General features: G+C 45.9%; 12 protein-coding genes. 3 read left to right on the plus strand and 9 right to left on the minus strand.

Annotated elements, in window-relative coordinates; genetic code table 11:
• The first annotated feature begins 1013 nt into the window (after positions 1-1013).
• A complete protein-coding gene (locus R8O70_RS23350) occupies positions 1014-2585 on the plus strand; it encodes an ABC-F family ATP-binding cassette domain-containing protein (RefSeq protein WP_104975665.1) in 1572 nt (523 codons plus the stop codon).
• Positions 2582-3721: an MFS transporter gene (locus R8O70_RS23355; RefSeq protein WP_258625435.1), complete on the plus strand. Its 1140-nt coding sequence runs from the start codon at positions 2582-2584 to the stop codon at positions 3719-3721. Before R8O70_RS23350 ends, R8O70_RS23355 begins: the two co-directional genes overlap by 4 nt.
• Positions 3722-3813: 92 nt before the next feature.
• Here R8O70_RS23355 and fis read toward each other — a convergent pair whose 3' ends face one another.
• The 9 genes from fis to R8O70_RS23400 form a co-directional block, all read right to left on the minus strand.
• Positions 3814-4110 carry a DNA-binding transcriptional regulator Fis gene (gene fis / locus R8O70_RS23360; RefSeq protein WP_000462885.1) on the minus strand — a complete coding sequence of 99 codons (297 nt, stop codon included), beginning with the start codon at positions 4108-4110 and terminating at the stop codon, positions 3814-3816.
• Positions 4111-4133: 23 nt separating this feature from the next.
• Positions 4134-5102 carry a tRNA dihydrouridine synthase DusB gene (dusB, locus tag R8O70_RS23365; protein ID WP_005382505.1) on the minus strand — a complete coding sequence of 323 codons (969 nt, stop codon included), beginning with the start codon at positions 5100-5102 and terminating at the stop codon, positions 4134-4136.
• Between the two features lie 139 nt (positions 5103-5241).
• Positions 5242-6129 carry a 50S ribosomal protein L11 methyltransferase gene (gene prmA, locus R8O70_RS23370; protein WP_005382507.1) on the minus strand — a complete coding sequence of 296 codons (888 nt, stop codon included), beginning with the start codon at positions 6127-6129 and terminating at the stop codon, positions 5242-5244.
• A 165-nt stretch (positions 6130-6294) separates the two neighbouring features.
• A complete protein-coding gene (gene accC / locus R8O70_RS23375) occupies positions 6295-7638 on the minus strand; it encodes an acetyl-CoA carboxylase biotin carboxylase subunit (protein ID WP_005382509.1) in 1344 nt (447 codons plus the stop codon).
• A gap of 14 nt (positions 7639-7652) precedes the next feature.
• The gene (gene accB / locus R8O70_RS23380; RefSeq protein ID WP_005386355.1) at positions 7653-8114 is read right to left on the minus strand and encodes an acetyl-CoA carboxylase biotin carboxyl carrier protein; all 462 of its coding nucleotides are present in this window, start codon (positions 8112-8114) and stop codon (positions 7653-7655) included.
• A gap of 61 nt (positions 8115-8175) precedes the next feature.
• On the minus strand, positions 8176-8625 hold the full coding sequence (gene aroQ / locus R8O70_RS23385) for a type II 3-dehydroquinate dehydratase (RefSeq protein WP_005382360.1): 450 nt from the start codon (positions 8623-8625) through the stop codon (positions 8176-8178).
• Positions 8626-8928: 303 nt separating this feature from the next.
• Positions 8929-10881, minus strand: a complete 1953-nt coding sequence (acs, locus tag R8O70_RS23390) for an acetate--CoA ligase (protein ID WP_025768819.1) — start codon at positions 10879-10881, stop codon at positions 8929-8931.
• A gap of 237 nt (positions 10882-11118) precedes the next feature.
• Positions 11119-11748, minus strand: a complete 630-nt coding sequence (locus R8O70_RS23395) for a 3'-5' exonuclease (RefSeq protein WP_005382363.1) — start codon at positions 11746-11748, stop codon at positions 11119-11121.
• A 33-nt stretch (positions 11749-11781) separates the two neighbouring features.
• Positions 11782-13608, minus strand: coding sequence for a DUF294 nucleotidyltransferase-like domain-containing protein (locus R8O70_RS23400; RefSeq protein WP_054577284.1), 1827 nt, complete (start codon positions 13606-13608; stop codon positions 11782-11784).
• A 233-nt stretch (positions 13609-13841) separates the two neighbouring features.
• On the opposite strand from R8O70_RS23400, the gene R8O70_RS23405 reads away from it, so the two are divergent.
• Positions 13842-15029, plus strand: coding sequence for a 3-phenylpropionate MFS transporter (locus R8O70_RS23405; protein WP_005382367.1), 1188 nt, complete (start codon positions 13842-13844; stop codon positions 15027-15029).
• Positions 15030-15105 lie beyond the last annotated feature (76 nt).

The following is a 15105-nucleotide window of genomic DNA, read 5'->3' on the forward strand; positions in this document are numbered from 1 at the left end:
GGTAGTTCAGTTGGTTAGAATACCGGCCTGTCACGCCGGGGGTCGCGGGTTCGAGTCCCGTCCACTCCGCCACTTATATTAAGCCTCAGTCGAAAGACTGAGGCTTTTTTCGTTTTGGTTCCCCCGACTTACCTTAAACCCACTTTCGTATTGAAACCTTGCATCGAGAGGCCGGCTTCCCTCTGGCGATGCTTTCTAAGCCCTGTTATGAGTGAAGTGGAACTCAGTTTTGTGTGGTTTCTACTGAACCGGGTCCTAGTATCGAGCGCTAGTTCTCAGCCCTTGTGCTTACTTACCAAAGCTTCCTTTATTATTACCTGGAAAATTTATTCACTAGGTTATGTTATTTTCGGGGGAGATTTCTCTGCTTTAGATGTTTTGATTTAGCCATAGGCGCTTATTAATATAAACTCAGCGCATTTAAAACTTTCCAAACATGGATTTTGTTTTGTCGACCTATTTAAGCCAGTGTCTTAAAGTATATTCGCTACTTCTTCCCTCTAACCCTCTCCAACCTTCAAAGCCACCACTACGTACGTATAACGTGAGCGGTATAGGTGCTTTCATAGCTGTGTTTGCTGAGTAAGCAGTTCACCTGGCACATTGACTGAGGAAAAGTCTTCTTTCTGTGGACCTTCGTGTAAGTCACGATAGTTTTAATAATTATCTGGTACTTTTTATTCTAAAGGTGTACGCTTCACATCGAATATTTTTTCGACAGTAAATCATGTTATATCTCTTGTTTAAAAGCTTTGTAAGAAGGCTGAACTCCGTGCAAAAAACGCGATGAAGTGTTGCTCGGAGTCTTAAATTAATCTTCATCAGGTGTTTTATGTGTGGGTAGCTTCGCTGAAGTTATACGCAGGAGCTTGTACACCTGATAAAAGAGAAGAGATGGCCGGTGATATTTCATCATCGGCCTTTTTGTATCTGTTAAGCAGCTACAAAGCATTACCCAGTATTGAAATAAGGGCCGGTATTGATCACCGGCCCTTTTTTATTTGGTTGAAAACATGAGTATTTTACAAGTTAAAAATTTGTCTTATCAGATAGCTGATAAGACGTTATACAACAACGTGACCTTTCGTATTAACGTGGGAGAGAAAATAGGTATCACCGGAGCGAATGGCGTTGGAAAAAGCACCTTATTAAAATTGCTTTTCGGTGAATTATCTGCAGATAAGGGCTGCATTGAATGGTTACCAAACCTTGAGGTGGGGTATTTAGAACAACATTTTAAGATCGATAATGTGCTGACAGTTCATGAGTGTTTAAAGGGCTCTTTTGAGAGTTTATACGCTGCCGAGCAGAAGCTTTGGACTTTGTATCAGGCGATGACCGAGTCTCACTCTACATCTCTTTTAAGCCAAGTCGCTCGGCTACAGGCATATTTAGAAGATGAAGACTTCTATGCAATTAATACCAAAATTGAACGAGTTGCTGTAGGTCTTGGTATTTATCAATTTGGCTTAGATACACCGCTTGTCTCGCTAAGTGGTGGTCAAAGACACAAAGTCCTTTTAGGCAAGTTGTTACTTCGCAACCCCGATGTGTTAATTCTTGATGAGCCGACAAACTATCTTGATGCTCCGCACATTGAATGGCTAGTCGCGTTTCTCAATGATTACATTGGCACCGTTTTACTGGTTTCTCATGATATTGATTTCCTTAATCAAGTAGCGACCAGTGTTTGTGATATTGATTATCAAACGGTTCGAAAATACAGCGGTACTTATGTCAAAGCAATGCAGCAAAAGCAGCACGACGGTGCTTTATTAGAAAAGCAATATAAGGCTCAGCAAAGTGAAATTCGAAAGTTAGAGAAATTTATTGCCCAAAATGGTGCAGGAGTTAACGCCAGTCTTGCTAAAGGGCGTAAGAAGAGACTGGATAAAATCGAACGTATTCAACTGAATCATGTAGAGAAAGTATCGACGTTTGACTTTGCTTACCAGCCCATTGAGCAACCGAATGTGATTGACGCAAAAGCGTTGATGATCGGTTATCAGCAGCCTCTGCTTCCAGTATTTGATATCACGTTAGCGCGCGGGGAAAAGTTGGTTGTTGCTGGCTTTAACGGCGTGGGTAAGTCGACCTTACTTAAAACCCTGATGGGGAAGATCGAGCCACTCTCTGGTGAGGTGGTATTGGCAAAAGGTGCAATGATTGGTTATTTTTCTCAAGATTTGTCTTGGCGCCATCCTCAGAACACGCCTGAACAGGAGCTGTGCTCTTGTGCGCCAACAATCTCAAGCAAAGAGTCACGCAAGCTATTAGCTCGCTTTGGGATCACGGGGGATAAGACGCAGCGCCACTTAGATACATTGAGCGGTGGTGAGCAAACTCGGGTGAAACTGTGTTGTTTATCGGTTCAGAAATGCAATGTTTTGCTGTTGGACGAACCAACAACACATTTGGATAGCAGCAGCAAAAATGCGCTTAAAGAGGCTCTCCAGCGCTTTTCCGGTAGCGTGATTGTGGTATCTCATGAGAAGGCATTTTTGCAATCTTGGCCTGATAGAGTTTTAGATATTTCGTTGCTCACTTGTGCTGAATCGAAAACAGAACAGGAGGTGGAGCTATGATGCAGTCCATGATCCTATTTCTCGTTGCTTTTCTTGTTGGTGCTGATGAGTTGATGCTTGGATCTATTCTTGAACCCATCGGAAATGATTTAAGTGTTCAACCGAGTCAGGTTACCTTATTTATTACGGCATATAGTTTAGCCATAGCAATTTGCACTCCTTACTTGGGCCGTTTATCAGACCGAGTTGGGCGTATTCGTATCATGGTGCCTGCTTGCTTTGTATTTGGGGTTGCGTCTATTACGACGGGCATAGTTCATGATTTTGAACTTGCTATTGCAACTCGAGTGATCACTGGTATTGCAAGTGCAGGCATGTTACCAATTGCATTCGCGTTAGCGGGAGACGCGAAGGGTAATAGAGCGATGCGTCAAATTGTGATGGTTCAGGCGGGATTAACGCTAGGTATGATAACTAGCCCGGCGATCGGAGCATTGTTGACACAGCTTTTATCATGGCGTGCCGCTTTTATTATTTTGGGCGTGGCGGCTCTTTTTGTCGGTGCCATGAGCGTAGTGTCCATGAACAACAAGCATAATGAGTCCAAGAAGTCAGATACTCTGCCACCTATCACAGACGTCATTCATCTTCCAGGCGCGTTGAGGGCGATTCTAGCGATGTGTTTAGGCCTAGGGGGAGGTATTGGTGTATTTAACCTGATAGGCCTTCATATTCGAGATACCAGCGAGTTGGCGCTCGGTTGGGTGGGCGCTATTTATGCTGCTCTAGGGCTCGTGAGTGTGGTTGGAAATATGTGCGTGGGGAGAGCTTGCCGTTGGCTTGGTAGCTCTCGAGCTGTTATGCGAGTGGCTTTAATGGTGTGCATACCTTGCAGTGCATGGGTGTTCTCAAGTGAGATGAGTACGGTTACCGCTTATCTTCCAGCTCTAGTGCTCTGGTCTCTTGCTGGAGGGGTTGGTTCTCCGGCATTACAAGCACATATCGCAAGCTTATCTGATGAACATCGAGGTGTGTTAATGTCTTTTGGAATGAGTATGATGCACTTTGGTGTCGCGATTTGGTCTGCCTTGGCGGGCTTCGCGTATTCTGTAGGCAATGAATGGGTCGCTTTCGTGGCTTTGCTATTGTTTGGCTCAGCAGTAGTTATCTTAAAGCCAGTTGGTAATACTGAATAAAGTGAGCGTTATTCGTAGTGTTTTAGTAGATAAAGAAAAGCCGTTACCTAAAAAGGTAACGGCTTGTTCCAAATACTTTTTGAAAAACGGTCTTAGTTCATGCCGTATTTCTTAAGTTTCTTGCGAAGAGTACCGCGGTTGATACCCATCATAGTTGCTGCGCGAGTTTGGTTACCGCGAGTGTACTGCATGATAGTATCTAGTAGTGGCTGTTCAACTTCAGCTAGAACTAATTCGTATAGTTCTGTTACTTCCTGGCCGTTTAGTTGAGCAAGGTAGTTTTTAAGAGACGCTTTAACAGAGTCACGTAAAGGCTTCTGAGTAATCTGGTCTTGTGACGTTACTGTAGTTACTGTTAATGCTTCTGAAGTCAGATTTTGTTCGAACATATTCGGTCTAGCTCTTCTCTTAATTATGATGCAACGTTATCAAAATAACCTTCTAACGCCTCAATTTGCAGCGGAGCTGCGTCGATAGCGTTGAAGGTACGGCGAAACTCACTTGCCTGTTCATGCTCTTTCAGGTACCACCCAACGTGCTTGCGCGCGATACGTGGACCTAAGAACTCCCCATAAAACTCATGCAGAGCATTTACATGACCAAGCATAATGGTTTTCACTTCCTCAGTTGGAAGTTCCTCCATTGTGGTGCCGTTTTCCAAATAGTGATGGATTTCCTGGAAAATCCAAGGACGACCCTGGGCAGGGCGTCCAATCATTAAAGCGTCCGCACCGGTGTACTCCAGTACAAATTTGGCTTTCTCCGGGCTATCGATATCACCGTTCGCGATAACCGGAATTGAAATCGCCTCTTTTACCGCTTTAATGCTGTCATATTCGGCCTCACCTTTGTACATACATGCTTTCGTTCTGCCATGCAGAGCAAGAGCTTGTATGCCGCAGTTTTCGGCTAATTTAGCGATCTGGACACAGTTCTTGTTGTCTGTATCCCAGCCAGTTCGAGTCTTTAACGTTACAGGAACGTCCACTGCATTCACGACCGCTTTCAAAATCTCTTCGATAATGTTTGGGTATTGAAGCAGAGCAGAGCCCGCTAGCTTCTTATTCACTTTTTTTGCCGGGCAGCCCATGTTGATGTCGATGATTTGTGCACCGTTCTCAACACTGAATTGAGCTGCGTCCGCCATAAGCTGTGGATCGGAACCCGCAATCTGTACAGAGCGAATGCCCGATTCGCCCTCGTGTACCATGCGCTGTTTCGACTTTGACGTTCCCCATAGTTTTGGGTTAGCAGACATCATTTCACTGACGGCCATTCCCGCACCATAGCGAAGACACAACTCGCGAAACGGTCTATCCGTTACACCAGCCATAGGGGCTACGATTAGATTGTTCTTAAGTTGATAGTTTCCGATTTTCAAAACGTCATCACAGTTCTGTACCAGCAAGGGCGCGCATTTTACGCATTTTTTCACTGCGTGAAAAGACTAATATTTGAGCATTTACAAATTGTTTTTGTAAATTGTATGAATTTCAAACAATTAGCTCTGAAAACCTTGTCTAGCCTTGCTTACGACCAGAGATGCGACACCATTCACTTTGCTCAACAATCGGGTCAATGTGAAGCTCGTCACGGTAATAGTTCGCAACATCTTCAGCTTGAGTGTCTAATACGCCGGACATAGCGAGGTCGCCATTTGGCTTAACTAGTCCTTTGATGATAGGTGCAAGTTCACGTAAAGGTCCCGCAAGGATGTTGGCCACAACGACGTCAGCGACGAGACCTTCTGGTTGATTTTGCGGTAAGTAAACTTCTAGTTTGTCTGCAACGCCATTACGCTCAGCATTGTCTTTTGAAGCAAGCAGGGCTTGAGGATCAATGTCGATCCCTATCACTTTTTCAGCGCCCAGTTTGATCGCTGCGATCGCAAGAATACCTGAGCCACAACCGAAGTCGATAACGGTCTTACCGCTTAAGTCCATGCTTTCTAGCCACTCAAGACAAAGTGCTGTTGTAGGGTGAGTACCCGTACCGAATGCAAGGCCTGGATCCAACATAACATTAACAGCGTCAGGATCTGGAATGTCGCGCCAGCTTGGACAAATCCATAAGCGTTCACCAAATTTCATTGGGTGGAAGTTTTCCATCCATTCGCGTTCCCAGTCTTTATCTTCAAGCTGTTCTACTTTGTAAGCAAAATTGTCAGCCAGCATATTGCTCGCTTTAATTTGGTCGATGATGAAGTTAGTGTCTGCTTCTGCATCATACAGTGCCAGAATATCAGTATCGCCCCATAAGCGAGTTTCGCCAGGTAGAGGTTCGAATACAGGTGTATCCTGCGCGTCTAAGAATGTAACAGACAGCGCGCCAGTCTCTTCCATTAGCATATCGCCGATTTGCTCAGCGTTTTCATTGGTCGCGTTGAGTTTGATTTGAATCCAAGGCATTGGTTTTTGCTCTTAAAGTGAATGAAGTGGCGCAGAGTTTACCAGAACTCTACGATTTGTTTGAGTATATACCCAAATAAGCCGATTTATATGTTGAGCCCTTTGCGTACATATAAAACAAAAATGCCCACGGGAGTGGGCATTTTTTAAGACGTTTGCTTAGGCTTATTGTAAGCCAAGCTTCTTCTCTAGGTAGTGGATGTTTGCACCACCGTGTTGGAAGTTTTCGTCATTCATAATGGAGAATTGCAGTGGCACGTTAGTTTTGATGCCTTCGATGATCATCTCACCCAGTGCGTTTTTCATACGTGCAATCGCTACATCACGGTTCTCACCGTAAGTGATCAGTTTACCAATCATTGAATCGTAATGAGGTGGTACTGTGTAGCCTGTGTAGATATGAGATTCCCAACGTACACCCATACCGCCAGGAGCGTGGAAACGCTCGATCTTACCCGGAGATGGTAGGAAGCGCTCAGGGTCTTCTGCGTTGATACGACACTCAATCGCATGGCCACGGATCTTAATATCATCTTGAGTGAATGACAGAGGCTGACCCGCTGCAACACGAAGCTGTTCTTTGATTAGGTCGATGCCAGTAACCATCTCTGTTACTGGGTGCTCTACCTGAATACGAGTGTTCATTTCGATGAAGTAGAACTCACCGTTCTCGTATAGGAATTCAAACGTACCTGCGCCGCGGTAACCGATCTCGATACATGCACGAGTACAGCGTTCACCGATGTACTTACGCATTTCTTCGGTGATACCAGGTGCTGGAGCTTCTTCCACTACTTTTTGGTGACGACGTTGCATTGAACAGTCACGCTCACCAAGGTGGATTGCGCCGCCTTGACCGTCAGCAATAACCTGAACTTCAACGTGACGAGGGTTTTCTAGGAATTTCTCCATGTAAACCATGTCATTGTTGAACGCCGCTTTTGCTTCAGCACGTGTCATTGCAATGGCTTGGATAAGGTCTTTCTCTGCGCGAACAACACGCATACCACGACCGCCGCCGCCGCCAGATGCTTTGATGATTACTGGGTAACCAATGCGCTTAGCAAATGCTTTGTTTTTCTCTTCGTCATTGTCTAGAGGGCCGTCAGAACCCGGTACACAAGGAACGCCTGCTTTCTTCATTGCATTGATAGCAGATACTTTATCGCCCATTAGGCGGATAGTGTCTGCCTTTGGACCAACGAAGATGAAACCACTGCGCTCAACTTGCTCTGCGAAGTCTGCGTTCTCAGACAGGAAGCCGTAACCTGGGTGGATAGCCACAGCACCAGTCACTTCTGCTGCAGAAATGATGCGTGGAATGTTTAGGTAGCTGTCGATACCACGAGCAGGGCCGATACATACGGTTTCGTCTGCGAGTAGTACGTGCTTAAGATCGCGGTCCGCTGTTGAGTGAACAGCGACGGTCTTAATACCTAATTCTTTACAAGCGCGAAGAATACGAAGTGCAATTTCACCTCGGTTCGCGATGACTACTTTGTCTAGCATAAGGCAAGCCCCGCTTATTCGATTACAACAAGAGGTTGGTCGAATTCAACTGGTTGGCCGTCTTCAGCTAGGATTGCTGTAACAACGCCAGATTTGTCCGCTTCGATTTGGTTCATCATTTTCATTGCTTCAACAATACATAGAGTATCGCCAGCATTTACTTTCTGACCCACTTCTACGAATGCTTTAGAGTCTGGGCTTGGAGAGCGGTAGAAAGTACCAACCATTGGAGAAAGAACTTGGTGACCTGCAGGTGTTGCTGCTGGAGCTTCTGCTGCTGGCGCTTCCGCTACTGGTGCCGCTGCTACTGGAGCAGGTGCCGCCGCTGGAGCTGCTGCGTAGTGAATTGGTGCTTGAGGGGCTGCAGTGCCATGACGGCTGATGCGCACTGACTCTTCACCTTCAGAGATCTCTAGCTCAGCAATGCCAGACTCTTCAACTAACTCAATTAGCTTCTTGATTTTACGAATATCCATCTTTTCTTTCTCTTTTATCTTGTGATTAAGACAACCCTCGTAGGGTTGCAGAGTGTTAGGGTTACTTTGCCTGTAGCTTATTGATCGCTGCAGACAGAGCAAATTCATAACCTTGTGCGCCTAAACCGCAAATCACACCCTCTGCTTTATCTGACAGGTAAGAGTGATGACGGAATGGTTCACGTGCGTGCACATTTGATAAGTGCACCTCAATAAATGGGATGGCGACGCCAAGTAATGCATCTCGCAGCGCCACACTAGTATGAGTGAAAGCCGCTGGATTGATGATGATGAAGTCAATCTTGCCATAGGCAGCGTGAATGGCTTCAATCAGTTCGTACTCACGATTTGATTGTAGGTGTTCCAGTTCTACCCCAGCATTATGGGCTTGCTCTGTAAGAGTATCCACAACTTGAGCTAAGGTACTGTGACCATAGTGTGTCGGTTCGCGCAGACCCAATAGATTAAGATTTGGTCCGTTTAGAACAAGAATCCGTGACTTTGCAGACATTGTGTTGCTATCTTCCCTTATCGTGAGTGGAACGTTTATATTCCCAAATATACGATAGTTCAGCACGATTTTTTTGTTAAAACCGAGCAAATTTTAAAAAATCGACCAAGATTATAGCTAATTCATAGCAATTAGCAGCAATTTACTGGTCTAATCTCCTAATAGCCACTCTCGTTTCTGTAACCAAGTTAACAAAAACAACATAATTGCCATATTTTTTGTGTGGCCAATTTGTGCACTAAAGCAAAAAACCGCCATGAGTGATGGCGGTTTTTAAAGTGCTTTTAAAACAGTTGGTTGAATTTATGCCAATTCTGCTTTCTCTGCGATAAGTTTATCTACAACGCTCGGATCGGCAAGCGTTGATGTGTCTCCGAGGTTGCTAGTATCACCCGTTGCAATTTTACGCAGGATTCGACGCATGATCTTACCAGAACGAGTCTTCGGTAAGGAATCCGTCCAGTGCAGTACATCTGGTGTTGCAATTGGACCAATTTCTTTACGCACCCAATCTTTCACTTCTTTGTGTAGCTCTGCTGACGGGAATTCACCATCGTTCAAGGTAATGTAAGCGTAGATAGCTTGGCCTTTGATATCATGCGGAATGCCCACAATAGCGGCCTCAGCAATTTTATGATGTGCGACAAGAGCCGATTCTATTTCAGCGGTACCCATGCGGTGACCCGACACGTTTAGTACGTCATCAACACGGCCTGTGATCCAGTAGTAACCGTCTTCGTCACGACGAGCCCCATCACTAGTAAAGTACATTCCCTTGAAGGTTGAGAAGTAGGTCTGTTCAAAGCGCTCGTGGTCGCCATAAACAGTGCGCATCTGACCTGGCCATGAATCAAGGATCACCAAGTTACCTTCTGCTGCGGTTTCTTCAATGATGTTGCCCATGTTGTCAACCAGTGCAGGTTGGACTCCGAAGAATGGTCGAGTTGCTGAGCCTGGTTTTAAGTCTGTTGCACCTGGTAGTGGTGCAATTAAGATACCGCCGGTCTCTGTTTGCCACCAAGTATCAACGATAGGCGAGCTCTCGTTACCAATCGTTTTGTAGTACCACTCCCACGCTTCAGGGTTGATAGGCTCACCTACTGAACCCATCACACGTAAGCTTGAACGAGATGTCCCTGCTACCGCTTCGTTACCTTTTGCCATTAGTGCACGAATAGCGGTTGGCGCAGTGTAGAGAATGTTCACTTGGTGCTTATCAACCACTTCACTCATACGAGCCGTGCTTGGGTAGTTTGGAACACCTTCAAACAGAATGGTTTTGGCCCCGTTCGCTAGTGGACCATAAATTAGGTAAGTATGGCCTGTAATCCAGCCCACATCCGCGGTACACCAGAAGGTTTCACCTGGTTGATAATCGAAGACATATTTAAAGGTCATTGCCGCGTAGACGAGGTAACCGCCTGTAGTATGTAGTACGCCTTTAGGTTTACCTGTCGAGCCAGATGTGTAGAGGATGAACAGCGGGTCTTCGGCTTTCATCTCTTCTGGTGGGCAAACGTCAGAAACGTTGGCTGTTGCTTCGTGCCACCAAACATCACGGTGTTCATGCCATTCAACATCACCACCTGTACGTTTAAGCACGACGACTTTATTGATGGTTTTTACGTCTGGGTTGGTTAGTGCTTCATCCACGTTCTTTTTCAGTGGAACAGCGCGTCCGCCACGTACGCCTTCGTCAGCGGTGATCACGACTTTAGCGTCAGAGTCGATGATACGGCCGGATAGTGCTTCTGGTGAGAAACCGCCAAATACTACGGTGTGAACCGCACCAATACGGGTACAAGCGAGCATCGCCACTGCGGCTTCTGGCACCATTGGCATGTATAGACACACCACGTCGCCCTTGCGTACGCCTTGCTCTTTCAATGCGTTGGAGAATTTACACACTTCTTTGTGCAGTTCGTTGAAAGTGAGTGTTTTGTCGTCGGCTGGATCATCGCCTTCCCAAATGATGGCGACGTCGTCCCCGTGTTCTGCAAGATGACGGTCAATACAGTTAGCCGAGACGTTCAGTGTGCCATCTTCAAACCAGCGAATATCAACATGGCCAGTGTCGAAAGAAGTGCTTTTTACTTTGGTGAAAGGTTTGATCCAATCAACGATTTTGCCGTGCTCGCTCCAGAAGCCCTCTGGATCGGTTACCGACTGCTGATACATGGCTAAGTAAGTATCATTATCCGCGTGTGTATGAGTTTTAATATTTTCTTTTACCGGATAAACGTGGGCTTCGCTCATGGCTTCTCTCCTTGTGCCTTATTTCTCGGCCTTACACCAATCTAGATAAGATTTTGAATATATTTTTGTAGGGCTGTTTTTTGGTTCTAAATAACTTGGTCGTGGTAATGACGACGTTGTGCTTATAACTGTCAGTCACCGCGCGTATTTCCACAATTAGACTTTAGGATGAGAGTGATGGAAGCGCCGGGAAATCGCTGAAACAAAAGTATTTCTGGGAGCTAGGTCAACTGATTTTTATGTATACGGCGCGGTTAGGTTGGGTAAATCGCCTTTCGTTAAGCGGACAAAGACCAAAGCGGCAGAAATCGCGTCTTGCAAGGCGTCGTGTTTGTCTTGGATAGGAAGTTCGAGGTGTTTACAAATGGCATCCAGACTTAAGTCGAAATAGGCATTCGGCAAATGTCGTTCCAACTTATCGTGATAAATCTGACTGACCTCGATAAGTGGGTTAGGAAGTGGGAAGCCAAGTTGCCGCAGACAAGCAAGGTCTAAGATCTTTTTATCGTAACGAATGTGATAGCCCACAAGTGGTCGGTTGCCGATAAAGTCGAGCAGCTCGAGCAGCGCCTCTTTTTCACTGATGCCATCGACTAAGTCTTGGTGGCGAATTCGATGGATCTTGACCGAGCCTGAGTCGAGCGATTGCGGCGCGCGTAAGCGGACTTCAAATGGTTGACTGGTGATGATGCGGTTGTCGATGATCTTGGTGGCTGCAATAGTCACCAGCTCGGCGCGATTTGGGTCAAGGCTGGTGGTTTCGCAGTCAAGAGAGACGTATTCTGTTTTATCTGGCGTGCAAAACAGCGACTGATAAGGCGAGCCTTTCAATTTGTAATGCCAGTATTTGCGTTGTAACCAGTTCATTGCTTACGCCTCTGTGATTTATGAAAATCAGGGTTAATCACGAATTTGATAATGGAAGCCTAAAAATTGCTTAAATTTCTTCACCACATGTAAGCTGTGGCGAAGCAAATCACGCTCAGTTCTATCCAGTTGTTTAATATCAATGTTATTCAACGCTTCTTGCTTTTTGAGTTGCTGATTAAGACGAAGTTTAAAGAACAATTTCAGTGCTTCGTTGAGATTATCTGCCGTTTCGGATTCTAAGATGCGCTTATTTCTCAGAGCTTCAATGCGTTCAAACGTGTTCTTCTCTTCAATGGCATACTCCAAAGACAAGGCGCGAATGCCGTGTACAATTGGGAAAATACCGCCGCGTTTAATGTCCAATCCGTCTTTAGCACTTTTTACGTTGCCAAATAGAGTTAGGGGCACCGAAAACTGCAAGGCAGGGCGAGTAAAGTCAGACAATATCAACATGCGATCTTTCATTGTGTCACGAAGATGCGCCGCAATTGGAGCCAGCAGCTCGCAATTCCCAGCAACAGCATGGGCGTCACTGAAAATAGCTAAGTCCATGATTTGTTCTGGTTCGGCTTTAGCTATCCAGTGGTTTAGGGTACTTATCCATTCTTGCTGTGTTTTGACCCATTTCGGGTTGTTAACCATCACTTTACCAGGGCAAAGTGGATAACCGAGCTGTTGTAGGGTGTGTGTGAAGGATCGCATCACTTGTTCGCAATGAGGCCATTCCAAACCATCTTGAATAATCAGGGCATTGTCTTGATCGGTTTTGAGAATTTGCTCTCCTCGGCCTTCAGAGCCGAGTACGATCAAGCAACAATGGTCGTGCAAGGCTGGTGGTATCACTAACTCGAACGCTTTCTCGATAATTTGTTCGTTTACGGCTGAGATAAGCTCCATGATGAAGCGAGTGCGGATGCCGTTTTTCAATAAGCTCTCGACCAATTGACGTTGGCGGTTTGAGGCCAAAGCGAGCTCTTCCACGCTGCTTGCTCGAGCAATACTGAGCGTTAACACGTGAGAGTGGGTTGAGAACGCGCTGAGAATTTGGGTCATATCCAGCATGCCGACGGCTCTGTTGCCTTCACATACCATGAGGCGTTTCATTCTATTTCTGGTCATTGTGATCATGGCGTTGAATAGAAAGTCACCATCATCAACGTGATAAACAGGAAAGCTCGCGATCTCACCCACTGGTGTGTCGAGCGCGCAACCATCTATCATCACAGAATGCAGCATATTAGTACGAGTCACTATTGCGTACGGGTGGGCTGATGGCCATTTTTCCAATCGTGGATCATCGCCATGGAGTTGAACCAATGCAGCGTCAATCCCATTTTCTTTTAAGGCACGCGTTACCTCGTGAATTGGTGTATTTGGTTCAAGGATCATCGGTGGGTGATAAATGCTGCGGTCAACTTTAGTGAGAATAAACTCCGCTAAGTTTTGCTGTTGATGGGCCGCTTCGATGAGCTCTTGCCGTTTCGATAAATTGTTATCGAAATAGGCTGCAAACTGGCCATTTTCGTTGTAAAGGGCAAGGAAAACTTCTTTCGGCAGTAGGTAAGAGAGCGTGTCCTCAAGCGCGATGTAGTGATGACGTACCTTGTCTTCAAGTAACGAGCGTACATCGAACATATCGTCGTTGGCATAATGTGCGAACACTTCCTGTTGATCGTTGGAGCGCTCTTCTACCGCGCCTTTGATCAGAATATGTAAGTGGGGGTTCTTCTGTCCGCAGGATAAAATAACATCTCGAGCTCGATAGTAGGCGACGTCCAGAGACGATCGCAGTCGCGTTTGTTGTGCTTCAGTTAAGCGATCGAACGGTGGAGATTGCATGTTAAATTTGTCAGGCATGAGAACACCCAATAATGATGGAAGGAACACTCTCTAAGTCTGACAAATTTCTTACCGGAAGCCAGACGACTTTGGTCTAAATTACGATGTTTTCGCTTGAAGATGCCAAATGTCGCAAAGTTAGTATTCCATCGAGGAAACGATAAGTTTCTTATTCTTCCCTTTTTATAATACGCATGGCGATCCATAATTCCCGGCTCGAACGTTGGTGTTCCCGTTTTAGGATATTAGTAATGTTGAAACCTTCTCCGTATGGCTGGATTTCCCAGTACTTTCTCGGATTCTTCTTTGCGTATGGCGTGTATCTGCCATTTTGGTCACTTTGGTTTAAGGATCAGGGCGTATCTTCGACAGATATCGGTTTGCTGGTCGGGTTAGGCCTTGCGACACGTTGTGTTGCCAATATCGTGATCACCCCACGAGTACACAAAGTCGAACATCTTATGCCTGCTTTACGTTGGTTGAGTTTCGCTGCCCTCCTTTTTGTTGGATTTCACTTTTTTACGGGTGGTAGCTTTTGGTTAATGGCACTAGCGACAGTGTTGTTCAATCTTTGTTGTGGACCGATTATTCCGTTGTCGGACGCGATGGCAAATTACTACGCTCGCCTGAAAATGCTCGATTATGGCCGCACGCGGCTATGGGGTTCGATCGCCTTTATCGCAGGCTCGACGGCAGTGGGCTACCTGGTGGCTGAATTTGGCTCCGATATGATCTTGTACACTGCGATGTTCGGCGTGTTTATCTCGTTGCTGTTTGCTATGCGACCGACTAACCCAATGCCTGTAACGCACGGTGGGCAAAGCGCAGAACGTCCAAAGCTGACCGCTCTTTTGACCGACAAGCCGATACTAAAATTCTTAGTGTTGGTGTCACTAATTCAGGGCAGTCATGCGGCTTACTACGGCTTTAGTGCGATTCACTGGAAGGCCGCTGGTCACTCGGAAGATGTCATTGGCTACTTATGGAGCTTGGGGGTGGCCGCAGAAGTGGCAGTGTTTGCACTGAGTAAGCGTTTATTCGTAGGTTGGTCAATACGCGCGCTGTTTATTGCTGCTGCCGTTGGTGTAATGATGCGTTGGGGTATTACGGCGTCGACAACATCAATTATTGCTTTGGTGATTGTTCAACTATTGCATGGTGTGACTTTCGCTACCGCACACATTGCCGCGATCCAATATATCCAAAACTCCGAAGAAAATAAGATCGTAGCGTTGCAAGCGTTGTATAACGCGATTCCGTTGGGCGCATTTATCGCGTTAATGACCGTATTGAGTGGCTGGGGTTATGAGCACTGGGGACCGCTTGTGTTCTGGGGCATGGCCGCGATGGGGTTATTGGCTCTGTTCATCAAGCTTGATTCGCAAGACCCACATCAGGTGGTTGATGTATCAGACAAGCCACTTGAAACACAGAATTAGACTTATGTAACAAAGGTTAAAAACTAAGCTTTGTCTCCGTTATCAAAGCAGTGTTAAATGAAACCTCTCCCTCATG

Source organism: Vibrio sp. 779(2023), from assembly GCF_033344285.1.
Classification (GTDB): Bacteria; Pseudomonadota; Gammaproteobacteria; order Enterobacterales; family Vibrionaceae; genus Vibrio; species Vibrio alginolyticus.